Genomic DNA, 18,103 nt, shown 5'->3' on the forward strand with positions numbered 1-18,103 from the left:
GGTGTTTTTATGGAAAGATATTTAATTAAACAAATACTTTTAGAACAAGAAGAAGAAATTGCCGAGATTTTTAAAGGGAAAATCATCAAAAGAGAAATTGAGCCAGTGGCAGAGGAAATGATTGACTCGGATTTAATTAAGGTAATTATGGGAGTGAGAAGGTGTGGTAAGTCTGTTTTGGCTCATCTGTTATTAACAGGCAAAAAATATGGTTATGTCAATTTTGATGATGAGAGATTGATTGGAGTGAAAGCCGAAGACCTTAATGATTTTTTAGAGGTTTTAAAAGAAATAGATCCGGATTTTGAGTATTTGTTGTTGGATGAAGTTCAGAATGTAAAAGGATGGGAGTTATTTGTTAATCGTTTGAAGAGGAAAGGCTATAAGATTGTTGTTTCCGGAAGCAATTCAAATCTTTTAAGCAAAGAATTAGCTACTCATCTTACAGGAAGGCATTTTGGCATTGAACTCTATCCATTTTCTTTTAGAGAATTTTTATCTTATAAAGGGATTATTGTAAAGGAACGGGACTCCTATATAACAGAAAAAAGAGCGGGCATAAAGAAATTACTTGAGGAATATTTGAACTTAGGAGGCTTGCCGGAAGCATTAAAGATTGATGCTAAAAAAAATTATTTAAGAGAACTTTTTGACAAGATAATTACACGGGATATTGTCTCAAGGTACAACATCAAGTATGTTAAGGATTTGAAAGAGATAGCCTTATATACAGTCTCTAATTTTAGCTCCAAAATTACCTATCACAAGATCAAAAACATCTTTGAGATAAAAAGTGTGCATACAATTAAAAACTATCTCGGTTATTTGCAAGAGGCTTACTTAGTATTTCAGCTCAACCCTTTTTCATTCAAATTGAAAGAACAAATTAAACAGCCGAGGAAAATTTATTCAATAGATACAGGTTTGATAAATGCCCTTGTTCCTAAAATTACATTTGATTATGGGAAACTAATGGAAAATCTGGTGTTTTTAGAATTAATGAGACGGGGTAAGGAAATTTATTTCTATTCTCAACCTAATTATGAAGTGGATTTCTTGGTAAAAGAGGGATTAAAAATAAAACAATTAATACAAGTCAGTTTTTCAATAAGTGATGAGGGAACAAGAAAAAGAGAGATAAAGGCTCTGCTGAAGGGCTCTAAGGAATTAAGATGTAATGAGTTAATTATGATTACATGGGATGAACAGGGGGAAGAAAAAGTTAATTCTAAAGTAATAAAGATTATTCCCCTATGGAGATGGCTGCTTATGAAGAATTACGGAAAAGATAATTTTTGACAATATATTAATTGCAGTTAATATAAGGATAGAAATATAAAAGGTATAGGGAAAGGTGAAGGAGAAGTATAAGTATAAGAGTTTTAAGGATATGGCAATTTGGCAGACAGCGCCTCAACCTACTGAGAGCCAGAGTCATCTGGAATACGCTAAAAGAGTTGGTTATATAAATATTGAATCTGCTAAAAAGCTGGATAAAAAGTTATCACAACTCTATAATGACTTAAATAAAGTAGTTCTCACTTTGCGAGGCTCCGTATGACCCATTTCTCTCTCCCTCTATCTTTGTCTCTATCTCTCTACCTTTACCTTGCACCTCTACCTGTATTCTTATGAAACCATATAAATATAATCTGATAGTTATAGTTCTCTTCACTATTCTTGCTCTTATAATTACTTTTCCTGTTATCTTTAATATGAGTAAATTAATCTATGGCTATCCTGATGATACGCTCGGTACAATTTGGGGGATTTGGCGAGACGGAAACGCGTCTCTTCAGATTAAAGACTTTTTATTATTCCCTGCAGTAAATTATGAAACAGGTGATTACAATATATATATTCATACTTTGTGGCCTATAATAAATTTCTTAACTAACGAAGTGATCACATGGAATATTGTCTCCATTTCCAATTTTATTCTTTCGGCTTTTTTTATGTATCTTCTTGTGAAATACCTGACAAAAAGCAGAATAGCGGCATTTATTTCAGGCGTCATCTACGGCTTTTGCCCTCATATCTGCATGCAGTCTTTTAATCATATAGCGATTGCTGCAATTCAATGGATGCCGCTGTATATTCTATTTTTGTTGAAATTAGTATTTGAGAAAAACTACAGGAACGCAGTTTTATGCGGAGTTTTTTACGCATTGGTTGTTTTCTCCAATCCGTATTATGGCTATTACATGCTTCTATTCACTATTGTATTTATTATTTTCTTAGTATTAAAACATATCAAAAATCTATACGCAGTGATAAAGGAAGATAGATTTAAAATATTTAAATTAGCTGGCGTGACTTTTTTGACTGCTCTAATTATTGTCGTTCCGGCCGAATACAAGATAATCAAGACAATGTTTTCAAAAAGCAAGGATAAGCCTGCTGTTTTCACTCGCCCATTGGAAGGATTGATATTTTCAGGAGCTCGACCCAAGGATTTCATGCTTCCTCCGAGAACAAATCCTGTGCTCAAAAATATCTCTAAGCCATTTATCTCTCCTGATTTCGGCAGTATGATAGACCATACCCTGTATCTTGGATATACACCGCTAATCTTATCTGCTATTGCAGTGGGATTTTGGTGGAAGAGAAGGAAAAATGGAAAATGGAAAATGGGAAATTCCCAATTATCTGTTGTTATCCCATTTTTTCTAATAATATTCTTTGCTTTTGGAATTATGTCCTCTCCTCCATGGATACCTATTGGTGCAGCGAAACTGAACAGCGCTCCATTCAAGCTTCCCATGCCATCATATTTTCTTCATAAGCTGTTTCCGATGTTCAGGTATTATTCAAGAATGGTTGTTGTAATGATGATATCATTGAGTGTGCTTTCAGGAATTGGGATAAAATTCTTATTAGAAAAATTTAAAACTCCCAATTCCCAATTCCCAATTCCCAATTAAGAACTGCTCTTTTTACGTGCATAATTTTTCTTTTAATAGGAGTTGAATATATAAATGTTCCCCCGTTTCATTATTTTGATTCAACACCGCCGAAACTATATACATGGCTTGCAAAACAGGAGGGAGAGTTTAACTCTGCTATTGCTGAGTATCCGATGCTTGCCGGAAGAACGCAAGCATATGGATATATGTTTTGGCAAAGGGTGCATAAACAGAAACTTGTTAATGGAGGAGATATATCTCGTTTAGAAAAACTTCTCCATATTGATAATCCCCAAACTGTCCAACAGCTTAGAGAATGGGGAGTTAAGTATGTGATTATTCACAGGGATTTTTACGAAGATAAAGATTACAAAGAAAACTACAATGTTCCTATGCCGATTATTGATGAAGATAAACTTGGTTTGAAGCTGATTAAGTCTTTTAACCAGGGAAAGAATAAGCATTATAAAGAACAATATATGTCTCCAAACGTTTATTTTGACAAATTCTTCGGTAAAACAGATGTGTATGAGATTCTTGAGAGGTAGAGATGATAAGTGTCTGGGGCTTGTCCCTGAATTTTTACAAAAATTCTTGGGGGAATTGAAAATAGTCTTGACTATTTTCCAATATAGTGCAAAATAGTAGTATGCTAGAGAGAAAATTATACATTAATTTGTGGGAATCTTTATCATCTGAAAAACAGATGGTTTTTTTAAGCGGCCCAAGACAGGTAGGAAAAACCACACTTGCTAAAATTATTGCAAGGAGCTATTCCAACAAATATTATTTTAACTGGGATATCATTTCTAACAAAAAATTGTTGATTGAAGACCCTGCGTTTTTTCAGCATATAAACAGGGTTGATTCTACCAAACCTATAGTTATATTGGATGAGATACACAAATACAGACAATGGAAAAATTATTTAAAAGGCATATATGATGAATTTAAAAATGAGTATGCTTTTCTTGTCTCAGGTAGTGGTCGGCTTGATACCTATCAGAAGGGAGGCGATTCCCTTGCTGGAAGATATTTTAAATTCCACCTTTTCCCGTTTACAATTGCTGAATTAAGCAGAGAGAATAGAGATTTTAATGATTTCATAGATAATCCATTAAAAGATTTTGATATAAGCAAGAAACAATCTACAAAGAAGGTATGGGATGCTCTTTTTAATACAGGCGGTTTCCCCGAGCCTTTTGTAAAAGGAACAAAAGCGTTTTTAACCAGATGGTCTTCAAATTACTATCATCAGATTGTTCGGGAGGACATTAGGGATGTGTCAGATATAAGAAGAATTAATTCTGTAGATTTGTTGTTTTCTTTACTTCCGTCAAAAGTTGGAAGTCCTCTGTCTATTAATAATCTCGCTCAGGATATTCAGACAGCGTTTGACAGCATAAAAAGCTGGCTGACCTTATTTGAATCTTTTTATCTTATTTTTAGGATATCGCCCTGGACCAGAAAAATAAGCAGAGCGATTTCAAAGGAGAAAAAGCTTTATCTTTTTAATTATACTGAGATTCAGGATAAGGGGAGTATGTTCGAAAATATGGTTGCTCTTGAGTTGTTCAGGGCTATAAATAACTGGAATGATTATGGGCTTGGAAGGTTTACTCTGCATTTTATACGGAATAAGGAAAAAGAAGAGGTTGATTTTCTTATAGCGGATAAGAATAATCCTGTTTTACTCGTAGAAGCAAAATTTTCGGACGAAACAGTCTCCAAAAGTTTACTGCATTTTCAAAATATTTTAGACGTTCCTGCAGTCCAGCTTGTTAATAGCGAGAATACTTACAGATATTTTAAGAATGGCAGGAACAATGTATTGGTTATAACCGCTCATCAATGGTTATCTTCTCTGCCCTGAACATTAACAGACAATCTGTTTTGATAAATTCTTTGGTAAAACAGACATATATAAGATAAAATAAGAAAACTTAGGAGAAAGGTATTATGCGAGAACTGGTTTTAGTAACAGGCGGTGCGGGGTTTATTGGCTCATATATCGTTGATGAATTGGTGAAAAGAGGTTATAGAGTCAGAGTGCTGGACAATCTTGATCCTCAAGTGCATGGAGATAATGCAGATGTTCCGGGATACCTTAATAAAGAAGCAGAGTTTATAAATGGAGACGTTCGAAGTCCGGATGATGTCAGAAAAGCAATAGAAAATGTTGAGATAATTTTTCATGAGGCTGCTGCTGTTGGCGTTGGGCAGTCAATGTATGAAATCAGAAAATATATGGATGTTAATACGCTTGGTACTGCTAATTTGCTTGAACAGATAATAAAGTGTAAAGGCAAAATCAAAAAACTCATCGTAGCATCTTCAATGTCAATATACGGAGAAGGCGAGTATGAATGCTCTAAATGCAGCAGGATATCGCCAAAATTGAGACCTGTCGCTCAGTTAGAAAAAAGGCAGTGGGAGATGAAATGCCATATCTGCGGGGAAGATGCTAAACCAATTCCTACTAATGAAGAAAAGTCGTTAAATTCTACATCCATTTACGCAATATCAAAAAAGGACCAGGAAGAAATGTGCCTGTGCATTGGAAGAGTATACAACATACCGACAGTTGCGCTGAGATATTTCAATACATACGGACCCAGACAGGCTTTGTCCAATCCATATACAGGAGTTGCTGCCATTTTTTCATCCAGACTTCTTAATAATCATACTCCGATAATATATGAGGATGGTCTTCAGAGCAGGGATTTTGTGCATGTTAAAGATATTGCACAAGCAAATATGCTTGCAATGGAATCTGACAATGCTAATTATGAAATGTTTAATGTGGGAACAGGAAGAAGACTGTCTATTCTGGATATAGCGAATGCGCTTATAAGCAGGCTAAATTTTAAAGGAAAGCCTGAAATTACTTATCAGTTCAGAGAAGGAGATATTCGGCACTGCTATGCTGATATTTCTAAGATAAAGGAACAACTCGGATACTCTCCAAAGCATAAATTTGAGGACGGGATTGAGGAGCTTGTAAACTGGGTCAAAGAACAGCATGCGGAGGATAGAGTCGAACAGGCAAGAAAGGAGCTTGAAAACAGATGCTTGACAAAATGAATGTATTAATTACTGGTGGTGCTGGCTTTATTGGCTCGCACCTGTCTGAAAAATTACTTAGTATTGGGCATGAAGTTTATGTAATAGATGATCTCTCAACAGGTAGTATTAGAAACATAGAACATCTTCTTACCAATCCAAAGTTCCATCTCAGTACTGACACAGTTACAAATGAGACATTGCTTAGTTCAGTAGTGGATAAAATAGATATAATCTATCATCTGGCAGCTGCGGTTGGCGTGCAGCTGGTTGTAAAAAGTCCTGTTAAAACAATTGAAACCAATGTACATGGAACAGAAGTTGTATTGAAAGCTGCAGCAAAAGAGAACAAAAAAGTATTAATTGCATCGACCTCAGAAGTGTATGGAAAGAGTAAAAATATACCATATAAAGAGGACGATAACTTATTAATTGGTCCTCCAACGTTTGGAAGATGGAGTTATGCGTGTTCTAAGGCGCTGGATGAATTTTTGGCAATGGCATATTGGAAAGAAAAGAAATTGCCGGTTGTGATCACCAGATTTTTCAATACGATTGGACCAAAGCAAACAGGGCAATACGGAATGGTTGTGCCAACATTCATAAAACAGGCTTTATCCGGAAAACCGATAACCGTATATGGGGATGGTAAGCAGAGACGCTGTTTTACATACGTTGGGGACGTAGTTAACGCAATTATTGCATTAATGGAAAAGGATAAAGCGATTGGCCAAATATTCAATATTGGAGGTACGGAGGAGATAAGCATAGAAGATCTGGCAAAGAAAATAAAGCAGTTAACAAATAGTTCTTCGGAAATAGTTCATATCCCTTATGACCAAGCTTATGAGCAGGGCTTTGAAGATATGCGCAGAAGAATACCGGACATATCAAAATTATCCCGAATGCTTTCGGGAATAGGTAACTTTCCAAAACACGGGTTGGATGAGACATTGAAATTAATAATAGAAAATTTTAAATTAGAATAGGAAAGCTTATGAAAGGAATAATTCTATCAGGCGGCACAGGTACAAGACTTTATCCTTTGACAAAGGTTATTAATAAACATCTCTTGCCTGTTGGGAAAAAGCCTATTATTTATTACGCAATTGAACAACTGGTTAATGCCAATATTACTGAAATCTTAGTGGTTACCGGTGTTGACCACATGGGGGATATGGTTAATACGCTTGGCAGTGGAAAAGAGTTTGGATGCGAATTTACGTACAAGGTTCAGGATGAAGCTGGCGGCATTGCGCAGGCGGTAGGGCTTGGAGAAAGGTTCTCAGAAGGGAATAAGATTATTGCAATATTGGGAGATAATCTGTTTGAAGAAGATTTAAGCATTTATATTAATGAATACAGAAAACAGAAAACAGGCGCGAAGGTTTTGCTAAAAAAGGTAGCAAATCCCAGACGATTTGGTGTGGCGGAGATTGTTGATAATAAGATTAAAGGAATTAGGGAAAAGCCAAAAACACCTAAAAGCAAGTATGTGGTAACAGGGGTGTATATGTACGATAGAAGAGCATTTGAGATAATCAAGGGATTGAAGCCCTCTGCAAGGGGAGAACTTGAGATTACAGATGTAAATAATAAATATATAGAACAGGGAGATATGACATATCATATTCTAAAAGGATGGTGGATAGATGCCGGCACATTTGAATCACTCAAAAAGGCTAATGAGCTAATTGAGGAAAGGAAATAATTTAAGATGACAAAAAAATATGCAATAGGCATGCAGGAAAGGAAGAAAAATGAAAATGTTTAGACGTATATTTTTAACAATTCTTATTTGTTTTCCGAGTTTGTTTTCTTTGGGTGCTACAGTAGAACAGTTATTTTATTGTAGCTTTGCCAAAGGAGAATGGAATTCTAAAGAGTGGATACAGGTAAAGAGTCCAAGGTGGGATTATTCTGGCAGCTGGATTCAGGGAACTTCCTATATAGAAAATAAAACGCCTAAAGGTGCAACTCCTAAAGAAATGCTCGGTACTCGTGCGCCTGAAACATATACAAGTATGGTTTTGCAAAAGAAATGCAAAGGGGATATTACCATAAGTTCCACTATGGAGTTTACTGATAGGATGGCACCTCTGATTGTCATTGCTCCTGAGATCGGGAAGAGTAAAAGCGGGCTTCCTGAATATCGGGAACATTACGAAGTGGTTGTTTTTGATAGGGGAATCAATGTGTGGCACCATTATTTCAGAAATGGGAAACCTTATTGGAAAAAAGCTGCATATTCTCAATTTAAGCTGTTGCCAAATACTAAATATAAACTTAAGGTGAAAATTTCACATACAGATAAGGGGAAAATGCTTGCGGTTATTATCGAAGATCACGAAATGGGATACTTGGATGATTCTCTTCCCGATGATTTTTATGTGGGAATTACTGGCTGTGAAGGTGTTAATCGTTTTTACGATTTTTCTCTGGAGAAATAAAAATTTATGAAGGTATTATTAACAGGTTCAAAAGGTATGCTTGCAAAAGAATTTATTTCTGAGTGTCAGAAAAGGACAGATTACACAATTATTGCTCTTGAGAGAGAAAAATGCAATATTACTGATTTCTCTTCTATTAGAGATGCAGTTAGAGATATAAGGCCTGATGTCATAATAAATTGTGCTTCATATACTGATGTTGATGGATGTGAGAGGGATCAAGAAAAAGCCTTTAATGTGAATGGAGAAGGAGTAAAAAATCTTATGCAGGCCTGCAGAGAGAATGACATGCTGCTTGTGCACTTCTCTACAGATTTTGTGTTTGATGGTGAAAAGAAGTCTCCATATACAGAAGAAGATAAGCCGAATCCGCTCAACATATATGGAAAATCTAAGCTTTTGGGAGAACAGTATCTGCTAAATTCACATATCAGATTCTTTTTGATAAGAACTTCGTGGATGTATGGAAATGGAGGGAGGAACTTTGCGAAAGCTGTTGTAGACAAGGTAACTAACCAGTCTGAAATCAGTGTTGTTGATGATCAAATTGGGAATCCTACTTGGGTAAAGGATATTGTTGATATAACCTTGAGATTACTTGAGACAAAACAGTACGGAATATATAACTATTCAAACGAAGGGGAATGCAGCTGGTATGAGTTTGCTTGCGAGATTATAAAGATTCTTCAGAATTCAGAAAACAAGTTTCATAATACAAAGGTAATACCGATTAAAAGCGCTCAATTAAAAAGAGCGGCAAAGAGGCCTGCATATTCTGCGCTAAATAAAAGTAAAATTAAGTCTGCGGTCGGTATTGATGTTCCACATTGGAGGGAAAGTTTAAAAAAGTTCTTAATAGAGGGGAGTGAATTATGATTAATGGTGTTAAAATAAAAAAGCTAAAGGCAATTCCTGACGAACGCGGTCATGTTATGGAGATATTCAGGGAGGATGATGAAATTTTTTCCAGGTTTGGACAAGTCTATATAACTACTGCTTATCCTGGTGTTGTTAAAGCATGGCATTATCATAAGAAACAGACAGATAATTTTGCATGCATCAGAGGGATGATGAAGGTAGTCCTCCATGACAGCAGAACCGGTTCTCCTACAAAGGGAGAGATTAATGAATTTTTTATAGGAGAGCATAATAACTTGCTTATACAGATCCCTAAAATGGTAACGCATGGTTTTAAATGCATAAGTGAATACGAGGCCATAATAGTTAATTGTCCTACAGAATGTTATAACCACAAAGAACCAGATGAATACAGAATAGATCCGCATAAAAGCGATATTCTATATGACTGGAGCAGGAAAAACGGATAATTGGAGCGAAAAATGAATCTGTTGGTTACTGGTGGATGTGGTTTTATAGGGTCTAATTTTATACGATATGAGTTAGAGAAGCATAGCTCTATAAGCATTGTAAACCTGGATAAGTTAACATACGCAGGAAATTTAGAAAATCTTTTAGATATCCACAAAAAACATAAAGACAGGTATGTATTTGTTAAGGGCGATATTTTAGATGCAGAATTAGTTAAGCAAATTATTGCAGAAAATAGAGTTGATATAATTGTTAATTTTGCCGCTGAATCACATGTGGACAGAAGCATCAGGGATTCGTCTGAGTTTATGAAAACAAATATACTTGGAGTGCAGACTCTTCTTGATATTGCAAAACAGGCTGGCATTAAGCGTTTCATACAGATCTCAACGGATGAGGTATATGGAGATCTTCCTGGTGAAGGCTATTTTAGGGAAGAAACTCCACTTGCGCCAAACAGTCCTTACGCCGCAAGCAAAGCGTCAGCTGACATGCTTGTCGGAGCTTATTTTCATACCTATCAATTGCCTGTTATAATTACACGATGTTCAAATAATTACGGTCCATACCAATTCCCTGAGAAATTTATTCCACTAATAATCATCAACGCTCTCCAGTCTAAGGCACTGCCTATTTATGGGGATGGAACAAATGTAAGGGACTGGATCCATGTAAAAGATCACTGTAGCGCTATTGATTTAGTATTGCAGAGAGGAGAAATAGGAGAGATTTATAACATAGGCGCCAACAATGAAAGAACTAATATAGATATAGCCAAGTTTGTTTTAAAAAGATTGGGAAAGACAGAGACATTAATAAAATTTGTAAAAGACAGGCTAGGCCATGATCGGCGTTATGCTATTAATGCAGATAAGATTAAGAAAGCATTAGGCTGGAAACCTGTTTATGATTTTGAAGATGGATTAAAACAAACCATATCATGGTACATTAAGAATGAGAACTGGTGGAAGAGCATAATTGGGTTATGAATGTTGCTATTGCTTTTACGGCTCTTGCCGAAGGTTCGGGAATTTCTGAAGTAGTTGTCGCGCATGCAAATCAGTTATATAAATATGATGATGTGAATGTCAGTATTCTTACGCTGTCTTGTTCTCACAAACATTTGAATATTAGAATACCTGTAGTTACTCCAATAAATATCTCAAGAGGTCGCAACTACTTGTTTACTAAGCCGGTTATGAAGCCGATCGCAAATATATTCTTCAAGAGGGCTCTGGAAATTATAAGACCCAATATTGTAAATATCCATTATCCTCCTCTGGATGACTTTGTCCTAAAGAATAGGAGGAAATTTGGATATAAAGTTGTTTATTATTACCACAATGTCACAGATCCCAATATGTATGCAGGCTACGGGAGAGAACGTAGAATTCTAGAAAACAAAAGAATGATAAAGAATGTATCTAAAGCAGACAAAGTTATCACAAATTCAGGCTTCACTAGGAACTATCTTCTGTCAAAATTCTCCATAAATAGTACGGTTATTACACCAGGTATAGATTTTCAGGTATTCAGGAAAAAAGAGAGAAAGCTGAATTTGCCTCATCCGGCATTACTTTGTGTTGGAAGAATAGTGAAACACAAAGGTGTAGATCTGCTGTTAAATGCCTTTGAACTGGTTTTAGGAAAAATCCCCAAAGCGCATCTCTATATTATTGGTAAGTTTGATAATGACGATTATTCAGAATTGATCAAACAGAGAGCCGTGGAGATTGGAAACATCTATCTGCTTGGGCATCTCCATGTAGAAGACGTTATATTGTATTATAAATCTGCGGATTTATTTACATGCGCATCCATATATGAAGGGTTTGGAATGCCATTTATGGAAGCACAGGCAAGCGGCCTGCCATGTGTTGGATTTAATACTGCAAGCATACCGGAAGTTGTTATAGACAACGAAACTGGTATTCTTGTAAAAACCAAAGATACAAAGGCATTTTCAGAAGCAGTAATTGAGCTTCTCTCAAACAATAAAAAAAGGGAGCAATTTAGCAGGAATGGCATTGAAAATGCACGTAATTATGACTGGCCAGAAATAGTAAAGAAGTTGCATACAGAATATGGTAAGTTAAATGCCAAATAACAAAATCCTAATGTCAAAAGTAAACCCCTTGTTCAAAATAGGTATTATCTCTCCTGTATTGGTTCCAGATGATGTAGGAATGGCTATCTCCAACTGGACCAAGTTTAAGTGGCTATTAGAGAAGGGCATTGATGTAAAGATGATTGGGTTCTCTCCGAAGATGTCAACAGAAGAAATACCTCAGATGTACAGGCATCCAAATATAAAGAGAATAACTCCTTTCTTTAGAAGAAACAAGTTAGGGTTTTTGTACAAAGTTTTGGATATTATTGTGCTGTACAGGGAAATCTCAAAGTTTGTAAGAGACCGCGACATAATAGAGATACATGGTTGGAGCTTGTGGAATACAGCTTTGATACTTGCATGGCATAGATTGAGAAAGAAAAAAGTAATACAGGTATTTGTAGGAAGAGATGGGTGGGATTATATTCCAGCAAAATTCCTTGACCTGCAAAGAATGATAAATAGACGATACACCACAGTTGCTAACAGTTATTGTCTTAAAGAGGAATTAACTAGGAAAGGGCTTAGAATTGATGGCGTAATATGGACTGAGGTAGATAAGAATTCCTTTCTTTCAGAGGCATATTGTGGAAAAGAGAATTATACAATAACAGTAAAAGACCTGTATCCTATAGGTGGAGCAGATATTGTTTTGGAAGCAATCGGCATCCTAAAAAAGAAGGGAATTGTTGTAAAACATAAATTTCTTGGAGAAGGGCCTCTGCTTTATTCTCTAAAAAAACGCTGCAGGGAACTTGGAATTGAGAAGAATGTTGAATTTATGGGGCATGTGAAACACCATGAGGTTTCACAGTATCTTAAGGATGCTCAAATAAAAATATTAGGAAGCAGGCTTGAATCATGTCCTCATGTTGTTGGAGAAGCGATGATAATGGGCCCAGTAGTTGTTTCTACGCGCTGTAAGGGCGCTGAAGAACTTATTCAGAATGGCAAAACAGGAATCATTGTAAAAGAAAATACTCCGGAAGCAATTGCCTCTGAGATAATGAAGCTTCTAGGGGACAAACATAGAATCGAGGCTATTAGGGAAAATGCAAGAAAATTTGTTAAAGGAAATTTGGTGGAAGAAGTGATCTTCGAAAAATTCGTTTTTGTATATAAGAAGCTTATGAAAGAAGGAGTGAGAAATGAGCTACAGCTTGATAATTTTGTAATGCAGAAAATCATAGATAGCAGCTTTGAGAATAAAATTATAATACAGAGAAATATACTCATGGAAAATTCTAAACCCAATGACCCAAGTGTTTTTATTATAATTCTTAATCATAATGGCAGAGAAGATACTATTGAATGTCTTGAATCCATAAAAGCACAAACATACGATAATTATAAGGTCTGTATTGTTGATAATGCTTCTACAGATGGTTCTCAAGATTATTTTAAGAAACATTATCCACGGATAATGTTAATTGAAAATAAAGCTAACCTGGGATTTGCTGAGGCTAACAATATAGCTATAAGGCATGCTATGAAGACGGGTTTTGATAGTGTTTTGCTCCTGAATAACGATACTAAAGTTGCGCTTGATATGTTAAGCGAGTTAATAAAACCTATGAAAATAAATTTAACAATAGGCATTGCAGGTCCTAAGATGTATTATTATGATAAGAAAAACACATTGTGGTTTGCAAGAGGCAAGATGGACTGGAAAACAGGAGTGACATCACATGTCGGAGGGATGAAGGAAGATACAGGACAATATGATAAAATCTGTGATTCCGACTTCATAAGTGGCTGCGCGTTACTTATACATAGAAATGTTATTAGCAAGATTGGGTTAATGGATGAGCGTTATTTTTACTATCAGGAAGACATAGACTACTGTACAAAAGCGATAAAAGCAGGATTTAAATGCATAGTTGCGCCAAGAGCAAAACTGTGGCATAAAGTCGCAAGAACAAGCGGTGGCTCTGAAAATCCATTTGGGGCGTTTCTTAAAACTAAAAATAGGATTATCTTTATGAAAAAAAATGCAACTATTCCACAGATAATCAGCTTCTCATGGTATTTTGGGATAGAGAATGCAATACATATATTGTCTGCAATAAAAAGAAAAAATTTTAAGATAATTATGCCTAGAATAAAGGGGGTTGCGGCAGGAATATTGGCTTGATTTTTATTAAGGCTTGTTTTATAATCCTGCGTGGGTATTAATGAACCAAATTTGCCCAATTTTTTTGTATAAATGGACTTTTAAAAGAAAGAGAGGTTAACATGAATAAGTTTCAGACATTTCAGGAGTTTTTAGCAACCAAAAGCGTGCAAATACCAATAACGTCTTTTGTAATTAATCTGTTGCTGGCAGCATTGCTGTCAATTATTTTGAGCAGGATATATGTGAGGTTTGGGCATGCTCTTTCAAACAGGAAGCTGTTTAGCAGAAATTTTCTGTTGTTAACAATGACAACTATGCTGATTATTTCTATCGTAAAATCATCACTGGCTTTATCTCTCGGTCTGGTGGGAGCGCTTTCTATTGTTAGATTTCGCGCTGCAATAAAAGAACCGGAAGAGCTGGCATATTTATTTCTTGCTATTGCAATAGGATTAGGATTAGGCGCAGATCAAAGAACAATTACGATAGTAGCGTTTATTTTAATGATAACAATTCTCATTATAAGTAAAAAATGTTCCCGTCAGTTTGAAGATAATCAAAACTTGTTCCTAACTATCTCAAGCTCAAATCTGCCAAAGATTAAATTAGAAGACATCCTTGAAACACTCAAGAAACATTGTCAGGCAGTTGATTTAAAACGATTTGATGAGACTAAAGAAGTGCTTGAAGCATGCTTTTTGATCGAATTTCACAATATTAAGGATTTAAATAAAGCTAAATCTGATCTACAACAATTAAATGACTCAATAAAAATCAGTTTTTTAGATAATAAAGGCATTATTCAATAATGATAATAAAAGAATCAAGTGCCCATAATAGATTCTTAAGTAATCTTGGAAAGATTCTCAAAAACAATAGAATTATTATTGCTGTCTTAGTGCTGGGATTGTATTCATGGCTGCTGTTTAATGTTGGCGTTCTTGCGCATAAAAAAGGACTTACTGGCAAAATAAAAAAGGCAATATCATACGGCTGTAATGTGCCGTATAAATATATAAAAGGGTTAACCAGCAATCCGAAACAAATTACAATTGATATTAAACATAAAAATTTTCAAAAACTTGAGTATAAAAGACAAATTGCGCTTGCAATGAATAACTTGTTTGTGACGGAAGACGACTATGTCCCTGCTGACATCCGCTATAAAGATAAAATACTTAAAGCAAGAATACGACTAAAGGGTGATAATACTGACCACCTGCAGGGTCAGAAATGGTCATTTAGAATAAAGATAAGTGGAGGGAAAACGCTCTGGGGGATGAAACAATTTTCTATTCATCATCCTAAAACAAGAAACTACATATCCGAGTGGATATTTCATCAAGCGCTTAAGAGAGAAGATGTTATATCATTACGATATGAGTTTGTTGATGTCATACTTAATGGCAAACATCTTGGTATCTATGCCATGGAGGAACACTTTGAAAAAAGACTTGTTGAGCATAATCAGCGAAGAGAAGGACCTATTGTGCGGTTTAATGAGAATTTACTCTGGAATGAAGTTGTGCAAATTGACGAGAGATTTCCCGGCGCAGAAAGAAATGGCTATGGAGATTATTTAGCAAGTGATATTGATGCATTTCAGACTGGGAAAATTCTTTCTGATCCGGCAGGTTATCTCCAATTCATAAAAGCAAGCAGTCTGCTTGAATCATTCAGAAAAGGTAAGTTAAAAACAAGTGAGGTTTTTGACGTTCATAAAATGGCGGCTTTTTTTGCAATAACAGATATGATGTGCGCTTTTCATGGAGCAAGGTGGCACAACACAAGATTTTATTATAATCCAGTAACCTCTTTGTTAGAACCAATTGGTTTTGATGCAGACAGCGGAGGGGAAATTGATTCATTGTGTTCAACTAAAGCCGGAATTTATATAAATAACGATTCAGGGTCAATGCTACATAGTTGCCGTCCATATTATGCAACACTTTTTAATGATGAATCGTTCTTCAGGGAATATATAGCCGCTCTGGAACGAGTTTCTAACCCTGCATATCTGGATTCGTTTTTCTCAGCAGTAAAAGAGGAATTAGAAAACAATTTAAATATTCTTTATAAAGAATTCCCTTATTACAGCCTTAAGAGGCATGTTCTATATCAGAACCAGAAATACATTAGGGCAATGTTAAATCCTTTTAAAGGGTTGCATGCATATTTCCGTGCATCAGGGGAAAATAGAATTCAGCTTGATCTTGGAAGCATTCAGTCATTCCCAATTGAAGTGATAAATGTTTTCTATAAGGATTCAATCATCTTTAATCCTGAAACTAAAGCGTTATTACATGCAAGACTTCGTCCGGAACTGGTTGATTATCAAACCGTCAGCTTCATCCTTCCTGAGGGCTTTGTCTGGGCAAAGACAATGGTTTCGGATTTAAAGGTTCATTACAGGCTTTTAGGAACAAGCCGCTTACGGTATGAAACTGTTTTCTTATGGCCTTATTTGGACTACAGTTCTATTTCAAAGGATTTGATCAGACAGTCGACTGAGTTAAATAATTTAGATTTTTTGACAGTAGATGAAAAGAGCAAAAAGATTCTTTTCAAATCCGGCAAATGGAATTTGACGGATAATTTAATTATCCCTGAAGGTTATACAGTAACTGCTGGTGAAGGATTAAAACTTAATTTATGCAATTCCGCTAAAATTCTAAGCTATTCACCGATTACATTTATCGGCTCGAAAGAGAATCCAATTCTCATTTATTCTTCTGATTCTACCGGGCAGGGAATTATTGTCATGAATGCGCATAAAGAGTCATTGATAAAACATGTTAATTTTAACAACTTAGCCAATCCATCACATAGTGGATGGGAATTGACAGGAGCTGTGACCTTCCATGAATCTCCTGTAGAAATTTCATATTGCCAATTTACGCGAAATAGATCAGAGGATGCTCTTAATATAATCAGAACCGAGTTTAAAATTGATAACACGCTTTTTAGCAAAACCGCCTCAGACGCTTTTGATAGTGATTTCAGCAAAGGGGATATTGTCGATTCTTCCTTTGTTAACTGTGGAAATGATGCCATTGATATTTCAGGAACTGTTATTAATTTGAAAAATATTTTCATAGATGGAGCCGGAGATAAAGGGCTAAGCGTTGGTGAGAATAGCGAAATGAATATTGATCAAGTAAAAATAGTAAATTCAGAAATTGCAGTTTGCAGTAAAGATATGTCAGAGATAACAGGTTCCGATGTTAGTCTTCAAAATAATAAGATTGGTTTTACTGTATTTCAAAAAAAATCTGAATTTGGTGCAAGTAGCATTGTGGTTTCAAAAGTAGAAATGGAAAATATCTCAGTTCCGTATCTGGTTGAAACTAACTCTAATTTAATTATTGATGGAGAAATAAAAACTTCTAATAACGAGAGCGTTAAAGATATTTTGTATGGAGTGAAGTATGGCAAAAGCAGTAGATAATTACCGTTATGAACGGAAATTTTTTATTTCAGATATAACAAGACACGACGTGGAATCTATTGTTAAACTGCATCCTGCTATGTTTTCTGCAATATTTCATCAGCGTTTTGTAAACAGTATATACTTTGATGCCATTGATTTTAGGAATTATTTTGATAATGTTAATGGTTCATCTCATAGAATAAAAATTCGCATTCGCTGGTATGGAGAATTGTTTGGACATATAAACAAACCTGTTTTGGAATTAAAGATCAAGAATGAATCGTTAAATAGGAAACAGGCATATCCCCTACATCCATTTGATTTTAACAATGGTTTTGCTGCTGAAGAAATATTGGATATCATTAACAAATCGGATGTTCCCGAAATAATAAAAATAAACTCTTTAAAACCAATGCTTCTTACCCATTACCGTAGAAAATATTTCAGATCTGCAGACGGAAATTATCGTATTACAATTGATACTGATTTAGTTTTCTATCATATTTACTTCCAAAAGAATCTATTCATTAACAAATTAACTGATGACATCAATGTAATTCTGGAATTAAAGTACAATCAAGATATGGACAATAATGCAAATCGCATAACTAATTTTTTCCCTTTTCGTTTGTCTAAAAGTTCAAAGTATGTGACAGGTATTGATAAATTGTATATTTGCTGATATCTTTGAAAAAATTG

The 18,103-nt window shown here is 35.3% G+C and carries 17 protein-coding genes; all 17 read left to right on the forward strand.

The genetic code is table 11. The annotated features are described in order from the left end of the window. Positions 1 to 9: 9 nt before the first annotated feature. On the forward strand, positions 10 to 1,299 hold the full coding sequence (locus Q7J67_05850) for an ATP-binding protein (GenBank protein ID MDO9464803.1): 1,290 nt from the start codon (positions 10 to 12) through the stop codon (positions 1,297 to 1,299). A gap of 55 nt (positions 1,300 to 1,354) precedes the next feature. Then, positions 1,355 to 1,561, forward strand: a complete 207-nt coding sequence (locus tag Q7J67_05855; protein ID MDO9464804.1) for a hypothetical protein — start codon at positions 1,355 to 1,357, stop codon at positions 1,559 to 1,561. Between the two features lie 70 nt (positions 1,562 to 1,631). Continuing rightward, complete coding sequence (locus Q7J67_05860) at positions 1,632 to 2,924, forward strand: hypothetical protein (GenBank protein MDO9464805.1); 1,293 nt, start codon at positions 1,632 to 1,634, stop codon at positions 2,922 to 2,924. Between the two features lie 203 nt (positions 2,925 to 3,127). Then, positions 3,128 to 3,454, forward strand: a complete 327-nt coding sequence (locus Q7J67_05865; GenBank protein MDO9464806.1) for a hypothetical protein — start codon at positions 3,128 to 3,130, stop codon at positions 3,452 to 3,454. A 101-nt stretch (positions 3,455 to 3,555) separates the two neighbouring features. Next, positions 3,556 to 4,779 carry an ATP-binding protein gene (locus Q7J67_05870; protein MDO9464807.1) on the forward strand — a complete coding sequence of 408 codons (1,224 nt, stop codon included), beginning with the start codon at positions 3,556 to 3,558 and terminating at the stop codon, positions 4,777 to 4,779. 86 nt (positions 4,780 to 4,865) lie between these two features. Further along, on the forward strand, positions 4,866 to 5,990 hold the full coding sequence (locus tag Q7J67_05875) for an SDR family NAD(P)-dependent oxidoreductase (protein ID MDO9464808.1): 1,125 nt from the start codon (positions 4,866 to 4,868) through the stop codon (positions 5,988 to 5,990). Continuing rightward, positions 5,987 to 6,958, forward strand: a complete 972-nt coding sequence (locus Q7J67_05880) for a GDP-mannose 4,6-dehydratase (protein ID MDO9464809.1) — start codon at positions 5,987 to 5,989, stop codon at positions 6,956 to 6,958. The genes Q7J67_05875 and Q7J67_05880 overlap by 4 nt, the downstream gene beginning before the upstream one ends. A gap of 8 nt (positions 6,959 to 6,966) precedes the next feature. Next, complete coding sequence (locus Q7J67_05885; GenBank protein MDO9464810.1) at positions 6,967 to 7,680, forward strand: sugar phosphate nucleotidyltransferase; 714 nt, start codon at positions 6,967 to 6,969, stop codon at positions 7,678 to 7,680. Positions 7,681 to 7,729: 49 nt separating this feature from the next. Beyond that, a complete protein-coding gene (locus Q7J67_05890) occupies positions 7,730 to 8,419 on the forward strand; it encodes a hypothetical protein (GenBank protein ID MDO9464811.1) in 690 nt (229 codons plus the stop codon). 6 nt (positions 8,420 to 8,425) lie between these two features. Further along, on the forward strand, positions 8,426 to 9,295 hold the full coding sequence (gene rfbD, locus Q7J67_05895) for a dTDP-4-dehydrorhamnose reductase (protein ID MDO9464812.1): 870 nt from the start codon (positions 8,426 to 8,428) through the stop codon (positions 9,293 to 9,295). After that, entirely contained in the window at positions 9,292 to 9,747 is a 456-nt protein-coding gene (locus Q7J67_05900) for a dTDP-4-dehydrorhamnose 3,5-epimerase family protein (protein MDO9464813.1), read from the forward strand. Before rfbD ends, Q7J67_05900 begins: the two co-directional genes overlap by 4 nt. 12 nt (positions 9,748 to 9,759) lie before the next feature. After that, positions 9,760 to 10,737, forward strand: a complete 978-nt coding sequence (gene rfbB / locus Q7J67_05905) for a dTDP-glucose 4,6-dehydratase (protein MDO9464814.1) — start codon at positions 9,760 to 9,762, stop codon at positions 10,735 to 10,737. Further along, a complete protein-coding gene (locus Q7J67_05910; protein ID MDO9464815.1) occupies positions 10,713 to 11,855 on the forward strand; it encodes a glycosyltransferase family 4 protein in 1,143 nt (380 codons plus the stop codon). The genes rfbB and Q7J67_05910 overlap by 25 nt, the downstream gene beginning before the upstream one ends. Before the next feature lie 10 nt (positions 11,856 to 11,865). Next, on the forward strand, positions 11,866 to 13,992 hold the full coding sequence (locus tag Q7J67_05915; GenBank protein MDO9464816.1) for a glycosyltransferase: 2,127 nt from the start codon (positions 11,866 to 11,868) through the stop codon (positions 13,990 to 13,992). Between the two features lie 101 nt (positions 13,993 to 14,093). Next, entirely contained in the window at positions 14,094 to 14,783 is a 690-nt protein-coding gene (locus tag Q7J67_05920) for a DUF4956 domain-containing protein (protein MDO9464817.1), read from the forward strand. Next, complete coding sequence (locus tag Q7J67_05925; GenBank protein MDO9464818.1) at positions 14,783 to 17,422, forward strand: CotH kinase family protein; 2,640 nt, start codon at positions 14,783 to 14,785, stop codon at positions 17,420 to 17,422. Before Q7J67_05920 ends, Q7J67_05925 begins: the two co-directional genes overlap by 1 nt. After that, positions 17,403 to 18,086, forward strand: a complete 684-nt coding sequence (locus Q7J67_05930; protein MDO9464819.1) for a polyphosphate polymerase domain-containing protein — start codon at positions 17,403 to 17,405, stop codon at positions 18,084 to 18,086. The genes Q7J67_05925 and Q7J67_05930 overlap by 20 nt, the downstream gene beginning before the upstream one ends. The last annotated feature ends 17 nt before the right edge of the window (positions 18,087 to 18,103 follow it).

Source organism: bacterium (genome assembly GCA_030652805.1).
Classification (GTDB): domain Bacteria; phylum JAHJDO01; class JAHJDO01; order JAHJDO01; family JAHJDO01; genus JAHJDO01.

Coding starts and splice junctions, on each gene's coding strand:
- Q7J67_05870 (MDO9464807.1), top strand. CDS start 3,556: ATGCTAGAGAGAAAATTATACATTAATTTGTGGGAATCTTTATCATCT.
- Q7J67_05925 (MDO9464818.1), top strand. CDS start 14,783: ATGATAATAAAAGAATCAAGTGCCCATAATAGATTCTTAAGTAATCTT.
- Q7J67_05875 (MDO9464808.1), top strand. CDS start 4,866: ATGCGAGAACTGGTTTTAGTAACAGGCGGTGCGGGGTTTATTGGCTCA.
- Q7J67_05915 (MDO9464816.1), top strand. CDS start 11,866: ATGTCAAAAGTAAACCCCTTGTTCAAAATAGGTATTATCTCTCCTGTA.
- Q7J67_05880 (MDO9464809.1), top strand. CDS start 5,987: ATGAATGTATTAATTACTGGTGGTGCTGGCTTTATTGGCTCGCACCTG.
- rfbB (MDO9464814.1), top strand. CDS start 9,760: ATGAATCTGTTGGTTACTGGTGGATGTGGTTTTATAGGGTCTAATTTT.
- Q7J67_05890 (MDO9464811.1), top strand. CDS start 7,730: ATGAAAATGTTTAGACGTATATTTTTAACAATTCTTATTTGTTTTCCG.
- Q7J67_05900 (MDO9464813.1), top strand. CDS start 9,292: ATGATTAATGGTGTTAAAATAAAAAAGCTAAAGGCAATTCCTGACGAA.
- Q7J67_05920 (MDO9464817.1), top strand. CDS start 14,094: ATGAATAAGTTTCAGACATTTCAGGAGTTTTTAGCAACCAAAAGCGTG.
- rfbD (MDO9464812.1), top strand. CDS start 8,426: ATGAAGGTATTATTAACAGGTTCAAAAGGTATGCTTGCAAAAGAATTT.
- Q7J67_05860 (MDO9464805.1), top strand. CDS start 1,632: ATGAAACCATATAAATATAATCTGATAGTTATAGTTCTCTTCACTATT.
- Q7J67_05850 (MDO9464803.1), top strand. CDS start 10: ATGGAAAGATATTTAATTAAACAAATACTTTTAGAACAAGAAGAAGAA.
- Q7J67_05930 (MDO9464819.1), top strand. CDS start 17,403: ATGGCAAAAGCAGTAGATAATTACCGTTATGAACGGAAATTTTTTATT.
- Q7J67_05885 (MDO9464810.1), top strand. CDS start 6,967: ATGAAAGGAATAATTCTATCAGGCGGCACAGGTACAAGACTTTATCCT.